17 protein-coding genes and 1 pseudogene are annotated in these 23,207 nt (G+C 64.9%); 9 read left to right on the top strand and 9 right to left on the bottom strand.

Features of this window, described 5'->3' with window-relative positions:
* The first annotated feature begins 47 nt into the window (after nt 1–47).
* The 5 genes from OW493_RS13885 (at nt 48) to astB (ending at nt 6,483) form a co-directional block, all read left to right on the top strand.
* On the top strand, nt 48–1,268 hold the full coding sequence (locus OW493_RS13885; protein WP_077378271.1) for an aspartate aminotransferase family protein: 1,221 nt from the start codon (nt 48–50) through the stop codon (nt 1,266–1,268).
* A gap of 23 nt (nt 1,269–1,291) precedes the next feature.
* Nucleotides 1,292–2,353, top strand: coding sequence for an arginine N-succinyltransferase (locus OW493_RS13890; RefSeq protein ID WP_141392325.1), 1,062 nt, complete (start codon nt 1,292–1,294; stop codon nt 2,351–2,353).
* A complete protein-coding gene (astA, locus tag OW493_RS13895) occupies nt 2,353–3,384 on the top strand; it encodes an arginine N-succinyltransferase (RefSeq protein ID WP_279856255.1) in 1,032 nt (343 codons plus the stop codon). The genes OW493_RS13890 and astA overlap by 1 nt, the downstream gene beginning before the upstream one ends.
* Nucleotides 3,385–3,536: 152 nt before the next feature.
* Entirely contained in the window at nt 3,537–5,036 is a 1,500-nt protein-coding gene (astD, locus tag OW493_RS13900; RefSeq protein WP_279856254.1) for a succinylglutamate-semialdehyde dehydrogenase, read from the top strand.
* Between the two features lie 100 nt (nt 5,037–5,136).
* The gene (gene astB, locus OW493_RS13905) at nt 5,137–6,483 is read left to right on the top strand and encodes an N-succinylarginine dihydrolase (RefSeq protein WP_289864500.1); all 1,347 of its coding nucleotides are present in this window, start codon (nt 5,137–5,139) and stop codon (nt 6,481–6,483) included.
* A 118-nt stretch (nt 6,484–6,601) separates the two neighbouring features.
* Here astB and OW493_RS13910 read toward each other — a convergent pair whose 3' ends face one another.
* Nucleotides 6,602–7,792: an MFS transporter gene (locus tag OW493_RS13910; protein WP_289864501.1), complete on the bottom strand. Its 1,191-nt coding sequence runs from the start codon at nt 7,790–7,792 to the stop codon at nt 6,602–6,604.
* A 566-nt stretch (nt 7,793–8,358) separates the two neighbouring features.
* Here OW493_RS13910 and OW493_RS13915 point away from each other — a divergent pair.
* The 4 genes and pseudogenes from OW493_RS13915 to OW493_RS13930 form a co-directional block, all read left to right on the top strand.
* Nucleotides 8,359–8,826: pseudogene (locus OW493_RS13915) on the top strand ((2Fe-2S)-binding protein); the annotation flags it as partial.
* 133 nt (nt 8,827–8,959) lie between these two features.
* Entirely contained in the window at nt 8,960–11,341 is a 2,382-nt protein-coding gene (locus OW493_RS13920) for a molybdopterin cofactor-binding domain-containing protein (RefSeq protein WP_289864505.1), read from the top strand.
* A 103-nt stretch (nt 11,342–11,444) separates the two neighbouring features.
* Complete coding sequence (locus OW493_RS13925) at nt 11,445–12,470, top strand: XdhC family protein (RefSeq protein ID WP_289864507.1); 1,026 nt, start codon at nt 11,445–11,447, stop codon at nt 12,468–12,470.
* An 8-nt stretch (nt 12,471–12,478) separates the two neighbouring features.
* On the top strand, nt 12,479–13,114 hold the full coding sequence (locus OW493_RS13930) for a nucleotidyltransferase family protein (RefSeq protein ID WP_289864508.1): 636 nt from the start codon (nt 12,479–12,481) through the stop codon (nt 13,112–13,114).
* A gap of 92 nt (nt 13,115–13,206) precedes the next feature.
* On the opposite strand, the gene OW493_RS13935 is transcribed toward OW493_RS13930, so the two are convergent.
* The 8 genes from OW493_RS13935 to OW493_RS13970 all read right to left on the bottom strand — a co-directional run bounded on the left by OW493_RS13935 (nt 13,207) and on the right by OW493_RS13970 (nt 22,830).
* Entirely contained in the window at nt 13,207–13,617 is a 411-nt protein-coding gene (locus OW493_RS13935; protein ID WP_077378298.1) for a hypothetical protein, read from the bottom strand.
* A gap of 130 nt (nt 13,618–13,747) precedes the next feature.
* Nucleotides 13,748–16,885 (bottom strand): multidrug efflux RND transporter permease subunit, encoded by a 3,138-nt coding sequence (locus OW493_RS13940; RefSeq protein WP_289864509.1) that lies wholly within the window; start codon nt 16,883–16,885, stop codon nt 13,748–13,750.
* The gene (locus OW493_RS13945; RefSeq protein ID WP_289864511.1) at nt 16,882–18,168 is read right to left on the bottom strand and encodes an efflux RND transporter periplasmic adaptor subunit; all 1,287 of its coding nucleotides are present in this window, start codon (nt 18,166–18,168) and stop codon (nt 16,882–16,884) included. The genes OW493_RS13940 and OW493_RS13945 overlap by 4 nt, the downstream gene beginning before the upstream one ends.
* Before the next feature lie 310 nt (nt 18,169–18,478).
* Nucleotides 18,479–19,243, bottom strand: a complete 765-nt coding sequence (locus OW493_RS13950; protein ID WP_077378307.1) for a transporter substrate-binding domain-containing protein — start codon at nt 19,241–19,243, stop codon at nt 18,479–18,481.
* A 251-nt stretch (nt 19,244–19,494) separates the two neighbouring features.
* Nucleotides 19,495–20,247: an ABC transporter permease gene (locus tag OW493_RS13955; protein ID WP_136938974.1), complete on the bottom strand. Its 753-nt coding sequence runs from the start codon at nt 20,245–20,247 to the stop codon at nt 19,495–19,497.
* Between the two features lie 41 nt (nt 20,248–20,288).
* Nucleotides 20,289–21,005 carry an ABC transporter permease gene (locus tag OW493_RS13960; protein WP_084207919.1) on the bottom strand — a complete coding sequence of 239 codons (717 nt, stop codon included), beginning with the start codon at nt 21,003–21,005 and terminating at the stop codon, nt 20,289–20,291.
* A 41-nt stretch (nt 21,006–21,046) separates the two neighbouring features.
* The gene (locus OW493_RS13965) at nt 21,047–21,865 is read right to left on the bottom strand and encodes a transporter substrate-binding domain-containing protein (protein WP_289864513.1); all 819 of its coding nucleotides are present in this window, start codon (nt 21,863–21,865) and stop codon (nt 21,047–21,049) included.
* A gap of 164 nt (nt 21,866–22,029) precedes the next feature.
* On the bottom strand, nt 22,030–22,830 hold the full coding sequence (locus OW493_RS13970; protein WP_077378316.1) for an ATP-binding cassette domain-containing protein: 801 nt from the start codon (nt 22,828–22,830) through the stop codon (nt 22,030–22,032).
* Nucleotides 22,831–23,207: the final 377 nt, after the last annotated feature.

A 23,207-nucleotide genomic window follows, 5' to 3' on the forward strand; every position in this document is an offset into this window, starting at 1 on the left:
CCGATCATCGGCCTGCCACGCAACGCCCCCGCGATGAGGAAGAGACGATGACCCAGCTGACCCGTGCCGATTTCGACCATGCCATGGTGCCCAACTACGCACCCCAGGCTGCCATTCCGGTACGCGGCGAGGGCAGCCGTCTGTGGGATCAGGAAGGTCGTGAGTACATCGACTTCGCCGGCGGCATCGCCGTCACCTCGCTGGGTCACTGCCACCCGGCACTGGTCAAGGCGCTCAAGGATCAGGCCGACAAGGTCTGGCACCTGTCCAACGTCTACACCAACGAGCCGGCCCTGGCGCTGGCCAAGGCGCTGACCGAGCGCACCTTCGCCGACAAGGTCTACTTCTGCTCCTCCGGTGGTGAGGCCAACGAAGCCGCGCTCAAGCTGGCACGTCGTTTCGCCCATGACACCCATGGCGAGAAGAAGGACAAGATCATCTCCTTCCGTCAGTCCTTCCATGGCCGCACCTTCTTCACCGTCAGCGTCGGTGGTCAGCCCAAGTATTCCCAGGGTTTCGGACCGATTCCGGGCGGGATCCAGCACGCCGAGTTCAACAACCTCGACTCCGTGCGCGAGCTGATGGGCGATGACACCTGCGCGATCATCGTCGAGCCGCTGCAGGGCGAGGGCGGCATCATTCCGGGGGAGCAGGCCTTCCTCGAGGGGCTGCGTGAGCTGTGCGACCAGCACGATGCGCTCTTGATCTTCGATGAAGTCCAGAGCGGTGCCGGGCGGACCGGCCACCTCTACGCCTACCAGCACTTCGGCGTGGTGCCGGACATTCTGACCACCGCCAAGGGCATCGGTGGCGGCTTCCCGCTGGGCGCCATGCTGACCACGGATCGCATCGCGCCGGCCATGGCCATCGGCACTCACGGTTCCACCTACGGCGGCAACCCGCTGGCATGTGCGGTGGGGCTGGCGGCGCTCGAGACCATCGACACGCCGGAAGTGCTCGAGGGCGTCGCGCATCGCCACCAACTGCTGCGCAATGGCCTGGAAGGCATCGCCAAGCGTCACGGTGTCTTCAAGGAAGTGCGTGGCATGGGCCTGTTGATCGGTGCCCAGATGGCGCCGGACTATGCGGGCCGTGCCAAGGACATTCTCAATCTGGCGATGGAAGAAGGTCTGATGGTGCTGGTCGCCGGGCCTGACGTGCTGCGTCTGGCACCGTCGCTGGTGATCAGTGAAGCCGAGCTCCAGAGCGGTCTCGACAAGCTCGACCGTGCCGTGGCGAGCTTCGTCGCCGCCTCTGCATCTGCATGAGCAGCGCCATGAGCAGTGCCCCGATGCTGGTGGTGCGGCCTGCCGAAAGCCGCGATCTGCTCGCCCTCGAGCGGCTCGCGGCCTCGGCCACGCCACGCCTGACCAATCTGCCGGCACATCGTGACCGCCTCGAGGAGCGCATCACGCGCTCCCAGCGCAGCCTGCGTGCCGAGATCGATTTTCCCGGTGACGAGATCTACTGCTTCGTGCTCGAGGATCTCGACAGCGGGGAAGTGGTCGGTACCGCCTCGCTGCGCGCCGAGGCTGGCGCGCGGGAGGCCTACTACACCTATCGTCAGGAAACGCTGATCCACGCCTCGCAGCAGCTCAACGTGCGCCATGAAGTGCAGACGCTGTCGCTGTCGCATGAGGTGTCGGATGCCACGCTGCTGTGCGCGCTGTCGCTGGATGCCCGCTACCGCGAGACGGATGCGGACAGCCTACTGCGTCGTGCACGCCTGATGTTCATCGCCCAGTACCCGGAACGCTTCGCCAATGAACTGGCGGTGGCCTTCCCCGGCTATCTGGAAACGCGTGACGAGCGTCAGGTCAGCCCGTTCTGGGACAGCGTCGGCCAGCACTTCTTTGATCGCGACTTCAATGACATCAACCAGATGGCGGGGGTGCGCTCCAAGAGCTTCATCGCCGAGGTGATGCCACCGTTCCCGCTCTATCTGCCGCTTCTCACGCCCCAGGCGCGTGCCGCCATCGGGCGCGAGAATCCGCGCCACGAGTACGCCATGCAGGAGATGCTCGCCGAAGGTTTCTCGCGCTCGCGTCATGTCGACATCTTCGATGCCGGCCCCTTGCTGCTGGCGGAGTGCGAGCGTCTGCACACCTTCAAGCAGTGCGGCTGGCATCCGGTGCGTATCCGTCCGCAGGAAAGCCTGCCGGACGCGGTGCCGGCGATGGTCGCCAACCAGCGGCTCGGCGATTTCCGCTGCGTGCTGGCGCGCTATGCACTGACGCCGACCGGCCAGCTGATGCTGACGCCGCAGCAGGCCGAGGTACTGGGGGTGGAAGAAGGGCGTGCGGTGCTTGCCGTGCCGATGCCCTTGCCGGCGGTCGATGAGGGAGAGCTGTAATGCGTATTCGTCCTATCGCTCGTCACGATATCGAAGGCCTCAAGGTGCTGGCGCGGGAAACCGGCGTCGGCTTCACCTCACTGCCGGACAATCATGAATTTCTCAGCGCCAAGATCGAGCGCACCCTGGCCGCCTTCGAAGGCCGGGAACCCGGTGATGATCGCCTGTACTTCTTCGTGCTCGAGGATGAGCGCGACGGCAGCATCGCGGGCTGCTGTGCCATCGAGGCCTGTGTGGGCACCGATGCGCCGTTCTATCACTACCGGCTCGGCTCGCTGGCGCATTCCTCGGTGCAGCTCGACCTGCATCGCACCCTGGATACGCTGACGCTGTGCTCCGATCACACCGGCGATGCCGAGGTCTGCTCGCTGTTCCTGCGTGAGGGCTGGCGCAAGGACCGCAATGGTGCGCTGCTTTCCAAGGTGCGCTGGCTGTTCATGGCCCAGTTCCGCGAGGCCTTTCCCGACAAGGTGCTGGCCGAGATGCGCGGTGTCTTCACGCCCGAGGGGCGCAGCCCGTTCTGGGAGTGTCTGGGCAGCCACTTCTTTCCGATGGACTTCAATGAGGCCGACCGCCTCACCGGCATGGGCCAGAAGAGCTTCATCGGCGAGCTGATGCCCAAGTTCCCGATCTACACGCCGTTTCTCTCCGAGTCCGCGCGGGCTGCCATCGGTCAGGTGCACGAGCACACCCGCCCGGCGGTGGCGATGCTCAAGAAGGAAGGGCTGCGCTGGGAAGGCTATGTCGACATCTTCGATGGCGGCCCGACGGTCGAGGCCTATATCGATGACGTGCGCGGCGTCCGTGACAGCCAGCTGGCATGTGTCGAGGTGATCGCGTCTGATGCCCCGGCCTGTGAGCGTCCCTCCGTCATGGCCGCCACCACCGGCATGGCGGACTTCCGCGCCAGCTGGATCAGCCATGCTGTCACGCGGGACGACGCGGGTGCCTGCCATGTGCGCCTGCACCGTGATGAGGCCGAACGCCTTGGCGTCACCGGCGGTGACACGCTACGCGTGCTGGCCAGCTGAAGCATTCGCCCCGGGCATCCGCTTCTTTGCGCCATCTCGCAGGCCCATGTCGCCTTGCGTCCTTTTGCCATCAGCGGGGCAGATCGCCAACTGCCCCGTTATCTCCTTGTTCAGCGTCGCTTACGCGGCGCGCCCTTTCGATGAGGCATGCCATGACCACTACGACTCCGACTCCCGCCACACTCAACGTGCGTCAACAGCTCTTCATCGACGGCGCGTGGCAAGCGGGGGAGGCCGAATCCTTCACCAAGACCGACCCCGTCTCCCAGGCACGCCTGTGGCAGGGCGCTTCGGCCACTGCCGAGCAGGTCGAGCAGGCCGTCGCGGCAGCGCGTCAGGCATTCCCGACCTGGGCGCGCCTGGGTTTCGAGGCACGTCTGGCGGTGGTGGAGCGCTTCCGCGATCAGCTGGAGCAGCATCGTGAAGCGCTGGCGATCAGCATCGCCAGTGAAACCGGCAAGCCGCTGTGGGAAGCGCGTACCGAGGTCGGCGCGATGATCGGCAAGATCGCGATCTCGGTGAAGGCCTATCACGAGCGTACCGGCGAGCGCGCCAAGGATGTCGCAGGCACCCAGGCGGTCCTGCGCCACCGCCCGCATGGCGTGATGGCCGTCTTTGGCCCCTACAACTTCCCGGGGCACCTGCCCAACGGCCACATGGTACCGGCGCTGCTGGCGGGCAATGCCTGCGTGTTCAAGCCCTCCGAGCTGACCCCGGCCACCGCCGATCTCACCCTGCAATGCTGGGAGGCCGCGGGCCTGCCGGCCGGCGTGATCAATCTGGTGCAGGGCGCGGCGGACGTCGGTCAGGCCCTGTCCCAGTCCGAGGGCATCGATGGGCTGCTGTTCACCGGCAGTGCCAAGGTCGGCAAGCTGCTGCACCGTCAGTTCGCCGGTCAGGTCGGCAAGCTGCTGGCGCTGGAACTGGGCGGCAACAATCCGCTGGTGGTGCGTGATGTGCAGGATGAAACCGCCGCGGTGCTGGCGATCATCCAGTCGGCCTTCGCCTCGGGCGGTCAGCGCTGCACCTGTGCGCGCCGCCTGATGGTGCCGCAGGGCGAGGTCGGTGATCGTCTGATCGAGGCGCTGGCCACGGCGCTGCGCGAGTTGCGCGTGGCGGGGCAGTTCGAGCAGGACGCGCCCTTCTATGGCGGCCTGGCCAGTGTCGCGGCGGCCGAGGGCCTGCTCAAGGCGCAGGATGATCTCGAAGCGCTGGGCGGCAATGTCCTCGTGCGCATGCAGCAGCTTGAAGAGGGCACCAGTCTGCTCAGCCCGGCGCTGATCGATGTCACCGGCCTTGCGCTCGAGGACGAGGAATTCTTCGGTCCGCTGCTCAAGATCCATCGCTACACCGACTGGGACGAGGCCATCGCGCTGGCCAATGACACCCGCTACGGTCTCTCGGCCGGGCTGATCGGCGGTGAGCGTGCTGACTGGGACGACTTCCTGCTGCGCATTCGCGCCGGCATCGTCAACTGGAACCGCCAGACCACCGGCGCCTCCGGCGACGCGCCCTTCGGTGGCATCGGCGACAGCGGCAACCACCGTCCCAGCGCCTATTACGCGGCCGACTATGTCAGCTATCCGGTCGCCTCGATGGAAGCCGAGGCGCTGGCGCTGCCCGCGACCCTGCCGGCCGGTATCCGTCTGTAAGGCCGTCCGTTCGGGCACCGCCGCCGCTTACCCATTGTTGACCACGACGCTCGCCGTGCCTGCTCCCTGAGGTGCCAAGGCGTCGTGGCAGGAGACCTTCATGTCCGACACCTCGTATCAAGAGATCAATTTCGATGGCCTGGTAGGCCCGACCCACAACTACGCCGGTCTGGCACATGGCAACGTGGCCTCGATGCGCCACGGCGGCCTGGCCTCCAACCCGCGCGAAGCCGCGTTGCAGGGCCTCGACAAGATGAAGTCGCTGGCGGATCTGGGTTATGCACAGGGGATTCTGCTGCCGCAGCAGCGCCCGGACCTTGGCGCACTGCGTGATCTCGGCTTCACCGGCAGCAATGCCCAGGTGTTGAAGGCGGCCAGCGAGCAGGCACCGCAGCTTCTGCGCGCGGTGTGTTCCGCCTCCAGCATGTGGACGGCGAACGCCGCCACCGTCACGCCCTCGCGCGACAGCGGTGATGGCCGCGTGCACTTCACGCCGGCCAACCTGCAATCCAGTTTCCACCGCTACCTGGAGCCCGCGACCACCGGACGCATCCTCGGCGCCATCTTCGCCGACGATGCCCATTTCGCGCATCATGCTGCGCTGCCCGCGACGCCGGCCTTCTCCGATGAAGGTGCGGCCAATCATACGCGGCTGTGTGATGGCCACGGCGGGCCGGGCGTGCATCTCTACGTCTATGGCCGTCAGGCCTTCGGCGGTGACGGCGTCGAACCGCGTCGCTATCCGGCGCGTCAGACACTGGAAGCCAGTCAGGCCGTCGCGCGTCAGCATGGCCTGAGCGAGGATCAGGTGGTGTTCGCCCAGCAGCATCCGGAGGCCATCGATGCCGGTGTCTTCCACAACGATGTCATCGCGGTGGGCAATGGCCCGGTGCTGTTCTACCACGAGCTGGCCTTCCGCGATGAAGAGGCGGTGCTCGACGAAATTCGCGCGAAACTGTCCACACCGCTGATCCCGATCCGCGTGCCGCTGGAGGCCGTCAGCCTCGAGGATGCCGTCTCCTCCTACCTCTTCAACTCGCAGTTGCTCTCCAATGACGATGGCAGCATGACGCTGGTGGTGCCGGGCGAGTGTCAGGAGAACGAGACGGTATGGAATGCGCTGCAGAATGCGATTCTGGCCGGCCCGAACCCGATCGGGGAAGTGCTGGTCAAGGACGTCAAGCAGAGCATGCGCAATGGCGGTGGCCCGGCCTGCCTGCGTCTGCGCGTGGTACTGAGTGACGCCGAGCGCGCCGCGCTGTCCGGGCGCGTGATGATGACGGATCAGCTGCACGGCGAGCTGGGTGACTGGGTCAAGCGTCACTATCGCGATAGCCTGACGCCGGCGGATCTCGCCGACCCGCAGCTGGCCGAAGAGACACTGGCGGCGCTGGATGAGCTGACGCGGCTGTTGAAGGTCGGCAATGTCTACGCCTTCCAGCGCTGATCGCCCTCGCTGAAGCCATGAACCACACAGCCCCCATCGGTCTCGCCGGTGGGGGCTGTGTGGTTGTGGATTGGTGATCTGAAGTCTGACATTTGAGAATCAGATGCCGTGGCGCGACTCAGGCCAGTTGTGGCTGCACCATGCGCTTGGGCTCGCGGCGCACCGGCCAGTGCACGAGCGCGGCCAGCAGGCCGAAGATGCCGCTGGCGATCCACAGCAGGTCGTAGCTGCCGGTCAGCTGATAGACCACACCACCGCCCCAGGCCCCCAGGAAGGCGCCGACCTGATGCGCGGCCAGCACCATGCCGAACACGAAGGCCTGACGCTTCTGGCCGAAGTAGAGCGCGACGGCCTGGCTGGTCAGTGGCACCGTCGACAGCCACAGCACGCCCATGATCGCGCCGAAGGCGTAGAGCAGCATGCTGCTGGGCGGGATGACCACCATCGCCATCACCAGTGCGGCGCGGCACAGATAGATCAGCATCAACAGCTGCGGCGGGTGACGGCGGCCGCCCCAGGCACCGAACAGGATGGTGCCGGCGATATTGAGCGCGCCGATGATCGCCAGCGTGTTGCCGGCCACGTTCAGGGGCAAACCGCAGGCGACCACGAAATTGGGCAGGTGGGTGGCGATGAAGGCGACGTGCACGCCGCAGACGAAGAAGCCGCCGGCCAGCGCCAGAAAGCGCCGGTCCTGCAGCAGCGGGCCCTGGCTCGGGACATCCTCTGCCTGTGTTTCACTGCCGGCCGGCGGGCGACGCAGCAAGGGCAGGGCCATGGGAATCAGCAGCAGACAGCTGGCGCCGAGCGCCAGCATGGCGATCTTCCAGTCGATCAGCACCAGCATCGGGGTCGCGACCGAGTAGATCAGCTGCCCGAAGGAGCCGCCGGCCGAGGCGATGCCCAGGCCGATGCCACGATGCTGGAGGGGAACCAGGCGCGTGACGGCGGCCAGCACCAGCGGGAAGGTGGTCGCCCCGATACCGATGCCGGCCAGCACGCCCGCGCCCAGCATCCACACCGTCGGGGTCGGCCAGAGGGCGGTGACGCCCATGCCCACCGCATAGCACAGGCTGCCGACCAGAAAGACGCTGAGGGTGCCGAAGCGGTCCGACAGCTTGCTGGCGATGGGCGCGGCCAGCCCGAAGACCAGATTCTGGATGGCGAGGGCAAATGACAGGCTGCCCATGCCCCAGGCAAGCTCGCTGGCCATCGGTGGCAGCATGAAGCCCATCGCCTGGCGCGCGCCGGTATTGATGGCGAGTATCAGCGCTGCCAGCGCGATCGCCGCCTTCCAGTTGAGTTGCATGTCAGATCCTCATGCCGGGAATCGTTATTGTCGTTGTTCTTGCAGTTCTTGCAGTTCTTGCGGTCCCTGCACCCGGTGCTGGCCATGGGCGGAACATCCTCCATGAGGACTCTCGCTACATTTCACTTTATTCTCATAAAAGTACAGATGCCGGATACGCCACTGTCAGACGCGTCTGCGACACTCTCGTCCATACCAGGCAGTCACATGGCTTCGCGGGAGTCCTCGCTCCGGTGCGCCGCCATCATTCTCGACCGCTACCGGCCCAGTCCCGAGGCGGACCGATGTCATGTAAACATCTGCCGATGACAAGGCGTGAAACGCTATACTGTGTGGCATGCGAGACAGCATCTGCATGGCCATGATGAGCCCAGTGACATCACACTGTTTCCTTTTTGGCACCGTGGTGCCGAATCGTGACCTGTAGAATTCACCGATTCGAATCGTGCCAGGCCTCAAAGCCTGGGGTCGGTCCCTGACGCCGAACCCACGCCACGTCAGTCAGATGACGCCATGGCTGGCCGCGACACCCTGCACGCGTTGTCCGAACCCTGTCCCCCTGCTTCATGCTCCTGAGGAGAAGCCCCTTGGCCAACTTCACTCTGAACGGCAAGGCCGTCAGTCTCGAGGTCGATCCGCAAACCCCGTTGCTTTGGGTGCTGCGTGAACACCTGGGCCTGACCGGCACCAAGTTCGGTTGCGGAATCGCCCAGTGCGGCGCCTGCACCGTGCACCTGAACGGCACCGCGGCGCGCACCTGTGTCCTGCCGGTACTGGCCGCCGAGGGTGGTGACATCGTCACCATCGAGGGGCTGGCCGAGAACGATGACCACCCGCTACAGCAAGCCTGGGTCGAGGAGCAGGTGCCGCAGTGCGGTTACTGCCAGTCGGGCCAGATCATGCAGGCCGCCGACTTCCTCAAGCACACACCGAACCCCACCGATGAGCAGGTCACTGCCGCCATGGCGGGCAACCTGTGTCGTTGCATGGCGTACGTGCGTATCCATCGTGCGGTGAAGCGTGCCGCCGCGATCGCCAGTGAGCGCGACACGGCGCAGGTGATGGGCCAGCAGACCGAGGCCACCGCCGCGACTGCCGGTGTCGGCACATTCGATCCGCGTGCCACGGCAGATGCCGTGAGCCATTCTGCTGCCGAGGAGACATCTCATGGCAAGGTTTGAAGATACGCTGGGCCGGCATCAGCGCGCTCAGGCAGCCACTCGTCACCCCTCGAGCCAGTACGGCATCACGCGGCGTGGTTTTTTGATCGGCAGTGTCGCGGGTTCCGCGATGCTGGCGTTCGGGGTCTCCGGCGCGGCCCTGGCCAGCGGCGCCGATGACGGCCGCTCTGCCAGCGAGACGCTGTCCGCCGGCGCCTTCGAGCCGACCATGTGGTATGCCATCGGCACTGACGGCACCATCACCATCCATATCACCAAGGCCGAGATGGGACAGCACGTCGCCACCAGCCTGGCGCGTCTGGTCATCGAGGAGCTCGAGGCCGATCTGGCCTCCGTCGAGATCGTCTACGTCGACAGCGATCCCAAGTGGGGCTACATGATCACCGGCGGCAGCTGGTCGGTGAATCACAGCTACCAGCCGCTGTCTCAGGCAGGGGCTGCCGGGCGTATCGCGTTGATCGAAGCGGGCGCCAGACAGATGGGCGTGTCCGTCGAGAGCTGCAAGGCGCGCAAGGGCCGTGTCATCAGTGGCGATCAGTCACTGGGCTATGGCGAGATCGTCGCCGCGGGCCTTGAGCGCAGCTTCACGGAAGATGAGCTGGCGGCCATCGAGCTCAAGCCGGCCTCCGAGCGCCGCGTGCTCGGCACCAAGGGCAATGCGCTGGACGTGCCGGCCAAGACCAACGGTCAGGCGGTCTACGGCATCGATTACACCCTGCCTGCCGAGGTGGAAGCCCGTGTCGGCAAGACGCTGCATGCGCGCCCGGTGCTGCCGCCGAGTCGCTTCGGCTGCAAGGTCACGGCCGTGGATGACAGCGAAGCCCGGAAGGTCATCGGCTATCGCCAGACCATCGAGCTCAAGGATCCGTCCGGCATGTGTCAGGGGTGGTTGGCGGTCATCGCCGACAACTTCTCGGCGGCCATGCGTGCCACCGACCTGCTCAAGGTGGAATGGAGCAAGGGCGACAGCTATCACGTCGATGAGGCGGCGATCCAGGTAGAAGGCCAGCGACTGGTCAGCGCCCCGAGTCGTGACAATGGCTCGCTGATGGTGGATCAGGGTGACCCTTCCGCGCTGATCGAAGGTGCGGCGACCACGGTGGAGTCCACCTTCACCACCTCAAGCGTGCTGCACTTCACTCTGGAGCCGGCCAATGCACTGGCCTATGAGGAGGAGGGGCAGTGGCATGTCCACTGCGGCAACCAGCAGCAGTCATTGCTGATTCCCCTCGTCGCCAAGGCGCTGGACGTCGAGGATGGCAAGATCACTCACCACCAGCTGTATCTGGGCGGTGGCTTCGGGCGTCGTCTCCACGGTGACTACGCCGTGCCGGCGGCACTGGCGGCCAAGGCCGTGGGGCGTCCGGTCAAGATGATCTTCACGCGCCCGGACGATAGCCGTTTCGATTGCGTGCGCTCGCCCTCGGTGCAGCGTGTGCGTTCCGGTCTGGATGCCGAGGGCCGTGTCGTGGCCTCCGAGCACGCCGCCGCGGCAGGCTGGCCGACTGCCGCGCTGATGCCGAGCTTCCTCGCCGAAGCCGTGGAAGGCGGTGGCAAGCTGGATTCCTTCTCCATCAGTGGCGCGGACCACTGGTACAACGTGGGCACCCAGCGTGTCTGGGCGCAGCAGAACAAGGTCGCTCATGAGGCCTTCGTGCCGGGGTATCTGCGCTCCGTCGCACCGGGCTGGACGCTATGGGCGGTCGAGCAGCACATCGATGAGCTGGCGCAGGCAGCCGAGCAGGATCCGGCCGAATTCCGCCTCTCGCTGCTGGACGCCGAAGGCCGCAATGCCGGCAAGGCGCCGGTCAGCACGGGCGGGGCGGAACGTCTGCGCAACGTGCTCACGCGCGTGATGGAGAAGTCCGGTTGGAGCGAGCGTGACAGCCTGCCGGAAGATACCGGCATGGGCGTGGCGCTGAGCTTCGGTCAGGAACGCAGCATGCCGACCTGGGTGGCCTGCGTGGCACGGGTCAAGGTCGATCGCGCCACTGGCGAGGTCAAGATCGAGAAGCTGACCAGTGTCGTCGATGCCGGTACCCTCGCACACCCGGATGGCGCCATGGCGCAGCTGGAGGGCTCGCTCTTGTGGGGCGTCTCGATGGCGCTGCACGAAGGCACCGAATACCGCGAGGGTGGCCCGGTGGCGCAGAATCTGGGTGCCTACCAGCCGCTGCGCATGCATCAGGTGCCGCAGATGGATCTCGAGTTCGTTGACAGCACAGAGATGCCGGTCGGTCTTGGCGAGCCGGGTACCACGGTGGTCGCACCGGCGGTGGCCAATGCCATCCATCACGCCGTAGGCGTTCGCCTGCGTGATCTGCCGATGCGCCCGGCGGCGCTCAAGGCCGCGCTCAGCGAGGCCTGATCCTCACCGGTGAATGCGTCTGATACCCGCCACTCCGGCATGCCCGGGTGGCGGGTTTCGTGTCTTCTGGCTGGGAGCCGGCTTCCGATATGAGAGATTTTTGATGCAACATCTTGATCTTGAAGTGATCTGTCAGGCGATCGACTGGCTGGCGCCGTCAGATGGCACGCGGCCTGACAGCCCGATCTGGCTGTGTACGGTGCTGTCCACCTTCGGCTCCTCACCGCGTGAGCCGGGCGCCTGGCTGGTGGCGCGTGCCGATGGCCAGCATCGTGGCTCATTGTCCGGTGGCTGTGTCGAGGAGGACTTCCTGGCGCGCCTGGCGGGAGGCGAATTCACCGCGAGCGCCCAGGTGATCCGCTATGGCGAGGGCGGCCATCAGGGCGCGGGGATCGCCTTGCCGTGCGGTGGCTTGCTGGACGTGCTGGTCGAGCGCTTCACGGCCAGCGAGGCGGACATCGCGCATCTCAAGGCACTGCGCGAGGCACTCGAGGGTCAAACGCCGCGTCTGCGTCAGGTCATGCTGGCGGGGGATGGCGCGCGTACGCTTCAGCAGGACAGCGGGCTGGGGGAGCGGGTCGAGCCACTCAAGGGTCACGAGGGCGAGGTGTACGGCTATCAGCTCAGGGTCGGGCCGGTGGCGCGTCTTCTCTTGGCGGGACTCTCGCCGGTGGCGGAAGCCTGCGCTGCCTTCGCCGTCAGCCTCGGCTTCGAGGTGATCATCTGCGAGCCACGCGAGGAAGTGCTGGCGGACTGGGATGCCCGCAAGACGCCGCTCGCCGGTGTCACCCTGCGTCGTGAGCTGCCCTCGCGCTTCATCGCGGCGGGGGGCTGCCATGCCGCCACCGCCGTGGTGGCGCTGACCCATGATCCACGCATTGATGATCTCGCGATGATCGAGGCGGTACGCCAGCCCGCCTTCTACATTGGCGTGATGGGCTCGCAGCGTACCTCTCAGGCGCGCGCCGAGCGGCTGGCACGCAGCGGCGGGCTCAGCGCCGAGGAGATTGCGCGCATCGTGATGCCGATCGGACTGAATCTGGGCAGCAAGACACCGGCCGAGATCGCGCTGGCGGTGATGGCCGATATCGTGCGCATCCGGCGTGGGCGCGCTCGGGAAAGTCTGTGAGACCCGGCATGAGTGAGACGATCATCCTGGTGATGGCGGCCGGTCAGAGTCGCCGCTTTGGCAGTGACAAGCGTCAGGCTTGTCTGGCGGATGGCCAGACACTGTTGATGGCGACGCTTTGGCAGGTCATGTCCTGTGAGGTGGACTGGCGTCTGCTGCTTCGTGAGGACGATGATCCCGCCGCACTGCTGGGAGATGACTTCGCGCGTGAGCATGCCCGGCGAATCTGGCGTGCGCCGCAGGCGGGCAACGGCCTCGGCGCCAGTCTCGGCGATGCCTTCCGTCAGCTAAATGATGAGGCTGGATTGGCGCATGTGCAGGTGGCGGCGGTATGGCTGGCGGACATGGCGCAGATCACGCCGCAGACCTTCCACGCCTTGCACCGTGAGGCGAGTGCGGAGCATGTGGTGCGGCCGGTACTGACAGGCGAGAAGGGCAGCCCCGGGCATCCGGTGCTGTTCGGGCGGACGCTATGGCGTGAGCTGGCAGCGCTTGAGGGCGGTGAGGGTGCGCGGGAAGTGATCCTTCGACATCGTGATGCCTTGCGTGAGGTGGTCGTCAGCGATGCCGGCATTCTCGACGATATCGATACACCGGCGATGCTGGCGGTAAGGCGGCGAAGTCTCCCACCCCCAAATGCCTGAGCAAGCGTTGGGTGGCAAGCCATCGCGCCAGACACAAGGACGCCCCGTCACCTGAAGGTGACGGGGCGTCCTTGTGTCTGCTCATCCGCATTCTACAGCGTGCGCACGTCCAGCAGCTTGATGCGCTGGATGCGTGGCTCACCCCAGCTCAGATCCAGCACCCACTCGGCATCGAAATGCGTGTGCAGCACGCTGCCGTCGTGATGCGCGGCGCGGTGCTCGCCGCCCATGCGCAGGGTGGCCGTGTCGAGACTCTCGCGTCGGGCACGTACCCAGCCCAGTGCATGACTGTTGATCAGCAGATCATCACGGCGCTGTTCCCAATTGGTCAGGAATTCGCTGCCAGTGAGCGTCTCATCCAGCAGCTGGATCACGGCATCGTCTCCCAGCAGCTCGGCCAGCTCGAGGGACGGCGCCAGGCGGTTGAGCAGAGAGAACCAGCGATGCGCGAAGTTCTCGAGTTCAGCCTCAAGGGCCAGATCATTGAAGGTATCGGCGTACATGCTACCCGCTCCCGAGTATTGAACAATGTAGGTTCGGCGGTGTGCCGAGACGATGCGGCGAGGCAAGCCAGTGCGGCGAATCATCTCGCGTCGCCGCACTGGCGGTGTGGTCCGTGAAGCCCCGGCTTCTCTAGGTACGCTTCTCGACCATCCTGCGGATGCCGACATAGAACAGTGGCGTCAGCAACAGGCCGAACACGGTGACGCCGATCATGCCGGAGAACACCGCCACGCCCATCGCCTGGCGCATCTCGCTGCCGGCGCCCGTGGCCAGTACCAGCGGTACCACGCCGGCGGTGAAGGCCACCGAGGTCATCAGGATGGGCCGCAGACGCAGGCGACAGGCCGTCAGCACGGCATCCAGGCGACTCTGACCTTCATGCTGCTGCTCACGGGCGAACTCGACCAGCAGGATGGCGTTCTTACAGGCCAGCGCCACCAGCACGATCAACCCGATCCGCGTGAAGATGTTGTTGTCGCCTCCCGTCAGCCACACGCCAGCCAGCGCCGACAGCAGCGTCATCGGCACGATCAGGATGATCGCCAGCGGCAGCGACCAGCTCTCGTACTGAGCAGCCAGCACCAGGAACACCAGCAGCACCACCAGCGGGAAGATATAGATCATGGTGTTGCCGGCCAGCACCTGCTGGTAGGTCACCTCCGTCCACTCGTAGCCGATGCCCTGGGGCAGATTGGCTGCCAGCACTTCCTCGATGGCGGCCTTGGCCTGATCACTGGAGACACCCGGTGCCGGCGAGCCGTTGATGTCGGCGCTGACATAGGTGTTGTAGTGCATCACGCGGTCCGGACCGGTGGTCGGCGTCACCTTGACGAAACTGCCCAGCGGAATCATGCGCCCGTTGTCGCTGCGTACCTTGAGATTGCGGATGTCATCCGGGTCGAGACGCGCCGACTGCTCGGCCTGGGCGCGTACCTGATAGGTCCGCCCGAAGCGGTTGAAGTCATTGACGTACAGCGAGCCCATGTAGATCTGCAGGGTCTCGAAGGCGCGTTCCACCGGGACGCCCATGATCATCGCCTGTTCGCGGTCCACGTCGATGTCGTACTGCGGCACCTGGATGCGGAAGCTGGAATAGACGCTGCTCAGGCGCGGGTCGGCATTGCCCTTGGCGGTGATGGTCTGCACGGCGGCGAACAGCTGATCGAAGCCCTGGTTGCCGCGGTCCTGCAGCTGCAACTTGAAGCCGCCCGTGGTCCCCAGACCCAGAATCGGCGGCGGCGGGAAGACGGCGACGAAGGCCTCGTCGATGCCGGCAAACTTGCGGTTGAGCTCGGCGGCGATCGCCTGGCCGGAGAGCTGGGGCGACTGGCGATCCTCGAAGTCATCCAGCGGCGTGAACAGGATGCCGGAATTGGAGGCATTGACGAAGCCGTTCACCGACAGCCCCGGGAAGGCCACGGTATGGGCGACCCCCGGTGTCTCGAGTGCCAGCTTCTGCATCTCGTTGATGACCTCGGTGGTGCGATCAAGGCTTGCCGCGTCCGGCAGCTGAGCCATCGCGACCAGATACTGCTTGTCCTGTCCCGGGATGAAGCCGCCGGGCACGCTGTCGAACAGCTTGCCGGTGGCGCCGAGCAGTGCCAGATAGATCACGCCGACGATGACACCGAAGCGCAGCAGCTTCTTGATCAGGCCGGTGTAGCCGTTGGACATGGCATTGAAGGCCCGGTTGAACGGCGCGAACAGCCAGCGTCCGAACAGGCCATCGATGAGGCGTGTCAGCCAGTCCGGCTTGGCACCGTGCGGCTTGAGCAGCAGGGCCGAGAGCGCCGGCGACAGGGTCAGTGAGTTGAAGGCCGAGATCAGCGTCGAGATGGTGATGGTCAGCGCGAACTGCTTGTAGAACTGGCCGCTCAGGCCGCTGATGAAGGCGGTGGGCACGAAGACCGCCGTCAGCACCAGCGCGATGGCGATGATCGGGCCGGTCACCTCGCGCATGGCGATCTGGGTCGCTTCGATGGGGGAGTGGCCCAGCTCGATGTTTCGCTCGACATTCTCCACCACCACGATGGCGTCATCGACCACGATACCGATGGCCAGTACCAGTCCGAACAGCGACAGCGTATTGATCGAGACACCCATCAGCTGCATGACCGCGAAGGTGCCGATCAGCGAGACCGGCACCGCGATCAGCGGGATGATCGAGGCGCGCCAGGTCTGCAGGAACAGGATCACCACGATCACGACCAGCAGGATGGCCTCGAACAGGGTATCGATGACCGCCTCGATGGAGCCGCGCACGAAGACGGTGGGGTCGTAGACGATGTCGTAGCTGACACCATCGGGGAAGGCATCGGACATCTCGCTCATGCGCTCGCGGACCGCATCCGACAGCGCGATGGCATTCGAACCGGGGCGCTGGAAGATCGGCATCGCCACCGCATCCTTGCCGTCGAGTTGCGCGCGCAGCGAGTAGCTGTCGGCACCCAGTTCGACACGTGCGACATCCTTCAGGCGCGTCAGGCGGCCATCCTCATCGACACGGATGACGATGTTCTCGAATTCCTGCGTGCTCTCGAGACGTCCGCGCACATTGAGCAGGCGCTGGAACTGGTTGTCATCCGGGGCGGGCTGGGCACCGACGGAACCGGCGGCGACCTGCTGGTTCTGGGCGCGCAGCGCACTGATCACGTCACCGGCAGACAGTCCACGCGCCGCCACGGCGCCCGGGTCCAGCCATACACGCATGGAATACTCGCCAGCACCGAACAGGCGCACGTCACCGACGCCGTCGAGACGGGCGAGGTTGTCCTTGAGATTCAGGCGCGCGTAGTTGGATAGCCACAGCTGGTCATAGCGGCCATCCGGAGAGGTCAGGTGGACCACCATCGTCAGGTTGGGCGAGGCCTTCTCGGTGGTGATGCCAAGCTGCTGCACCTCCTGCGGCAGGCGTGGCGTGGCGCGTGCCACACGGTTCTGCACCTGCACCTGGGCCTTGTCCAGATCCGTGCCCAGTGCAAAGGTTGCCGTCAGGGTCAGGTTACCGTCGGAGGTCGCCTGGGAGTCCATGTACAGCATGCCTTCGACGCCGGTGATTTCCTGCTCCAGCGGCGTGGCGACGGTCGAACCGATGACTTCCGGGTTGGCACCCGGGTAGTTGGCGCGCACCACCACGGTAGGTGGCACGACTTCTGGATACTCGGAGATGGGCAGCTGGAACAGTGACAGCAGCCCCGAGATGACGATCAGGATCGACAGCACCGCGGCGAAGACCGGGCGCTTGATGAAGAAGCTGGAGACGTTCACGTACGGCCTCCTGCTGCCTGGCGGTCGGCCTCGGCCAGCGCCGCGGCATCCTGATCATTGTCGTGCGACGGCTGATCCTTCTGGTGTTGCGTCAGGCGAGCGACACGCTCGGCGAGGGCCTTGAGGGCACCATTGTCGGACATCTCGACCAGCTTGGGCGTGATCGGCATGCCCGGGCCTGCCTTGGCGGGGCCGGCGGCCAGCACGCGATCACCGGCGGCCAGGCCATCGGTGACGGCACGCAGCGGGCCAAAGCGCGGGCCAGTGGTGATGCCACGGTAGGCGAGGGTGTCATCTTCGCCGATCACCAGCACGAACTGACGATCCAGATCGGTGCCGATGGCACGCTCCGGGATCAGCACGGCATCGCGAATCTCGGGGGAGGCGATGCGCAGGCGCGCGAAGGCGCCCGGCCGCAGGGCAGGGTCCTCTGCGGTGAAGGTGGCGCCAATGCGCAGGGTACCGGTGTCGATGTCGACGCTGTTGTCGATGAAGTCGAGCTCGCCCTGGAACGGGAAGTCCTGCTGGCCTGCCAGCTGCAGTTCCACCGGCAGATGATCCTCGGCGGAGACGTCGGCAAAGTCCTGATTCCAGGTCAGCTCGCTGATGTCGATATAGGCGTCCAGCTGGCGAGTTTCCACCAGGGTGGTCAACACGCTCTGACCGGCTTGAACGGTATTGCCGCGCGTGATGCGGGCATTGGACAGTTGGCCATCGATCGGGGCACGCACCGTGGCGTAGTCGAGATCCAGACGGGCGCGCTCGAGCTGGGCGATGGCGGCCTTGAGCTGGGCGTTGAGACCGGAGACGCTGGTGCTGCGTGAATCGGCTTCCTCGCGGGAGATCAGGTTGCGCTTGACCAGGCTGGCCGCGCGTCCGGATTCACTGCGGGCGTTGGCCAGTTCTGCCTTGACGCGAGCCACCTCGGCTTCCAGACGATCAACCTCGGCCTTGAAGGGGCGCTGATCGAGGCGGACCAGCGGGGTGCCGGCGCTCACCTGACTGCCTTCGGTGAACAGGACCTCTTCGATTTCACCGCTCACGCGCGGGCGGAGCTGTACGCTCTGCGGAGATTCCAGGCGGGTGGTGTAAGTGTGCCAGGCCGCGACCGGCTGAGCCTTGGCCGCGACGACTTCCATCGTGGGAGGTGTCGGCTGGGCGCCAGCGGAAGCCTCGTCATCGCCTTCACTGCAGGCGCTGAGCGCAAGGAGACCGCCAAGGGTCAACAGCAGGGAAGAGGCGATACGAGAAAGGCGCGCCGGACGTGAAGGATGTCTCGACATGGGGGAGCTACCGTTGCAGGAGTGGGATGCTGGGCATCCTAGAGAGGCCGGGCAGACGGGATAAGCCCTCTCAGCCACACTGCTTTGGTTCTCAATTTGCACCAATTGTGCAAGGGGACGCGATGGCTCGGCATCTGGCTCAGGCGTGGCGGGGGCTTGCTCTCATTCCCCGGCGGCGCTGATGAAGGGGCTGGGTCGGGAATGACCCTGTCTCAACGCAAAAGTCCCGCGGCAGATGCCAGCGGGACGTGTTGTCTTGCGTGTCACTTGCGCCTGTCAGCTCGCGCGCGTCATGACATGGGAGGCGATCTTACTTCTTCTCGCCGAAGTACTTGGTGTGGATGGTGTCGTAGGTACCATCGGCCTTCAGTTCCGCCAGTGCGCCGTTGATCTGCTCGGCCAGGTCCTTGTCACGCTTGCGCATGGCGATACCGAAGCCGTCGCCGAAGTATTTCTTGGGCTCGGTGACCACTTCCCCCACGGCCTTGTAGTTGCCGTTGCCGCCATCGATGAGGGTGGACTTGCCGACCGGGAAGTCGAGGAAGGCGATGTCGAGGCGACCCGCATCCATGTCCAGCACCAGGTCATCGGCGGTGGTGTAGCGCTTGACCTCGGCATTCTTGGCGTAGAGATCCGTGACGTAGTTGTCCTGCAGGGTGCCGCGCTGCACGCCGATGGCCTTGCCCGCCAGGGCCTCGGTGGAGGTGGCGCTCAACGCGCTGTCGGACGGCGCGAACCAGGCAGACGGCGGCGTGATGTAGGTGTCGGAGAACAGCACCTTCTCACGGCGTTCTTCGTTGATGGTCATCGAGGACATGATGGCGTCGTACTTGCGTGCCATCAGGCCGGGGATGATGCCGTCCCATGCCTGGATGACCCACTCGCAGTCGCGGTTGATCTTCGCGCAGATGGCATTGCCCAGCTCGATGTCGAAGCCGGTCAGCTCGCCGTCCGGTGTCTTGTATTCCATCGGCTCATAAGGCACATCGACGCCGATGCGCAGTGTCTCGGCGGCCTGTGCGCCACCGGCCATCAGTGCTGCACCCAGCAGGGAAATTCCCAGAAGCTTCTTCATGTCGTTCCCGTTCCTCGTTGTTGTTGGTCGAGCTGACGTGTCAGCGACACCAGACGCTCCCTGAAAAGGTATCAGGCGTCTGCGCCGATGAAGACAGGACTGTCGTCAGCCATTGTTCTCCACACTAGCCCAGTCCTGCGCTGTGGTGAAGGGGGAAAATGGTCGGATTCAAACGTTCGTTAAACGAGATGCATTGCTGGATCAGGAGTGAAAAACGAAAGAAGCGCCCAGCAAGGGGCGCTTCTTTCAGTTCAATTCAATGGTTTCAAGTGTGCCAGTAGACGTTTCTCCAGCTGCCTGAAGATGGCAATGATGGTGAAGGTCAGACACAGATAGATGGCGGCGACGAACAGGAAGGCCTCGAAGGGGGCATAGAAGCGTGCATAGATGTCACGCGCCGCCCCGGTGAGATCCAGCAGCGTCACCACGCTGCAGATGGCGCTGGCATGCAGCATGAAGATGACTTCATTGCCGTAGGCCGGCAGTGCACGTCGGAAGGCACTGGGCAGAATGATGCGACGCATCATCTTGCCCCGCGACATGCCATAGGCGCGTGCAGCTTCCATCTCGCCCTTGGGCGTGGACTGGATGGCACCATGGAAGATCTCGGTGGTATAGGCCGCGGTATTGAGCACGAAGGCCAGCAGCGCCGGGACGAAGGGGTCACGGAAGTACTCCCACAGCCAGGTGTCCTGAATGCTGGAGACATGCACGCTGGTGATCCCCAACGAGATGTCGAAGCCATCGAAGAACACCACCCCGTAGTAGATCAGGTAAAGCTGGATCAGCAGAGGGGTGCCACGGAAGACATAGGTGTACAGGTAGACCGGCATCTTGATCCAGCGGCGGCGCGAGCCGCGCAGGATCGCCAATGGCACGGCCAGCACCAGCCCGATGATCAGCGACAGGAATACCAGCTGCACCGTGGTGACCAGCCCCTCCCAGTAGTGCCAGAGAGTGGTGGCGGTGAAGATGTAGTTGTCGCTCAGCACATCATCGAGCATCTGGCCAAGCTGGGCGATGATGCCTGTCGGGCCCGCATCGTTCAGTTGTTCCATGCGCTGGCCTCCCCGAATCCGGTGTTGTAGCGCTTCTTGAGGCGCGAAAGCCCCCATTCGGACACGGTGGCGATCAGCAGATAGCCCGCCGCGACCGGCAACAGGAAGGTGAAGGGCTCATGGGTTGCCTTGGCGGCCTCGCTGGCGACACGCACCATGTCGACCAGCCCGATCACCGACACCAGGGCGGTGGTCTTGAGCAGTACCATCCAGTTGTTGCCCAGCCCCGGCAGGGCGTGACGCATCATCAGCGGGAAGCGAATGCGTTTGAAGACCTTCCAGTTGCTCATGCCATAGGCGCGTCCGGCCTCGATCTGGCCGGCATCCACTGCCATGAAGGCACCGCGGAAGGTCTCACCCATGTAGGCGCCGAAGATGAAGCCGATGGTGATGACGCCCGCGGTGAATTCGTCGACGTTGACGAAGACATCGATGTCATAGCGGTCATACAGCCAGTCGGTGACCATGTTGATGCCGATCTGACCACCGAAGAACAGCAGCAGCATCAACACGATGTCCGGTACGCCACGGATGATGGTGGTGTAGAGCGTCGCGATCCAGCGCAGTGGCGTGGAACGCGACATCTTGGCGGTCGCTGTCATCAGCCCGAGGGCGATGGCCAGCAGCTGGGCCAGCACGGCCAGCTGCACCGTGACCCAGGCACCCTCCAGCAGACTTGGCCCGTAGCCTTGTAGGTCGATCATGGGAATCCTCCCGTGAAGCGCCGTGCAAACCGCTCAGCGGTTTACTGGCTGTTGGCGGTCGCGGCGCTGGCGAAGTACTTGGCGTTGAGACGCTCGAGCGTGCCGTCGGCCTTCAGCGTGTCCAGTGCCTCGTCGATGGATTTCTTGAGATCACGATCGCGCTGCTTCATGGCGATGCCGAAGCCGTCACCGAAGTACTTCTTCGGTTCGCTGATGGCGCTGCCGGTATTGACGAAATTGCCATCATTGGCCTCGACCAGGGTGTCCTGACCGACCGGCAGATCAAGGAAGGCGACATCGACGCGACCGCTGTCCATGTCCAGCACCAGATCATCCAGCTTGGTATAGCGACGCACCTCGGCCACGCTGGCGTAGAGGTCGGTGACGTAGTGATCCTGCAGGTTGCCGCGCTGGACACCGATCACCTTGCCCTTGAGAGCCTCGGCATCGAGGCTGTCCGCACCGGCCAGCGGGCTGTCCGCCTTGATGAACCAGCCGGACGGCGGCGTGAAGTAGGGCGCGGAGAACAGCACCTGACGTTCACGCTCCGGGTTGATGGTCAGCGCGGACATGATGACGTCGTACTTGCGTGCCATCAGGCCCGGGATGATGCCGTCGAAGTCCTGCTCGACCCACTCGCAGCGAGTGGCGAGCTGCTCGCAGATGGCATTGCCCAGCTCGATCTCGAAGCCGGTCAGCTCACCGCTCGGCAGCTTGTAGCCGAAGGGCGCGTAGGGCACGTCGATGCCGAGGCGCAGCGGGTCCGGCACATCGGCGGCCTGCACGGCGCCTGCCGAGATGGCGAGAGTGGAGAGACCGAGGGTGAGGCCCATCAGGGCGCGTGTCGCGAACTGTTTCATCACTTTCATTCCTGAAATCTCTTGCGCCTCGAGGCCTGCCGATGGCATGGCGCTCGCGGTGCTGAATCATGTGCCGGACACGGGATCACCGTGCCGGGGGAAGCGCCGGCGGACCGAGCGGTTGTTCAGAGCCGTCCGTCAGTCCTGTTCATCAGTCCTGCCTGTCAGTACTTGGGCGCCAGGAACTGCTTGAGTCGCTCTGACTGGGGATTGCCCAGTACCTCAGCCGGATCGCCGGCTTCCTCGACCAGACCCTGATGCAGGTAGACCACCTGACTCGAGACGTCGCGCGCGAAGCTCATCTCGTGGGTCACCACCACCATGGTGCGGCCTTCCTCGGCCAGGTCGCGCATCACCTTGAGCACGTCACCGACCAGTTCCGGGTCGAGAGCCGAGGTCGGCTCGTCGAACAGCATCACCTCCGGCTCCATCGCCAGGGCGCGCGCGATGGCACCACGCTGCTGCTGGCCCCCCGACATCTGGGCCGGGTAGTAGTCGGCGCGTTCGAGCAGGCCGACGCGATCCAGCAGGCTGCGCGCGTGCGCGATGGCTTCTTTCTTCGGCTTGCCGAGCACGTGGATCGGCGCCTCGATGACGTTTTCCAGCAGGGTCATGTGTGACCACAGGTTGAAGCCCTGGAAGACCATCGACAGGCGCGCGCGCATGCGCTCGACCTGACGCCAGTCCATCGGCTCGCGACCGCGGCGGGTGTCCTTGAAGCCGATCTGCTCGCCGTGGACGAAGATGTCGCCACCGTCCGGCTGTTCCAGCAGGTTCATGCAGCGCAGAAAGGTACTCTTGCCGGAGCCAGAGGCACCGATCAGCGTGATAACGTCGCCCTTGCGTGCCTTGAGCGACAGGCCCTTGAGCACCTGATTGCTGCCGAAGGACTTGGTGATGTCGCGAACCTCGAGGGGCAGCACCTCGCGGTTCGGGGTCTCGATCCCGGGGGATGTCTTGGTCATGCCGTTACTCCGATCCAGACGCAGCGCATCGCTGCCTTGCCAGGCGGCGCGGGCGCGTCCTGAGTCTGCCGCAGGGCGGCACGGACCCGTGGGAACTTGTGCGTTGTCGACACGGCGGCACAGGGTGCATGACGTCGCCAGGCGAGCTGAATCTCGCTGGCAGCTGGCCATGTCGTCGCAGCCGCTCGAGTGGTATCACGGTCGTGATCGTGAAAGGGGGCAGATTCTACCAGCTCAACGCTGGGTTAACTGCTTCCTTGGAGCGTCGCCGGATACGACTTTGGTTGAGCGCGTGTCGGCAAGAGTCGCTGGCTGGCGACAGGAGGGACAGAACGGCAGGAATGCGTCATGAGTGGGGACCTTGTTGTCATTATTGG

It is taken from the genome of Cobetia sp. 14N.309.X.WAT.E.A4 (genome assembly GCF_030397495.1).
In the GTDB taxonomy this organism is placed as follows: Bacteria; Pseudomonadota; Gammaproteobacteria; order Pseudomonadales; family Halomonadaceae; genus Cobetia; species Cobetia marina.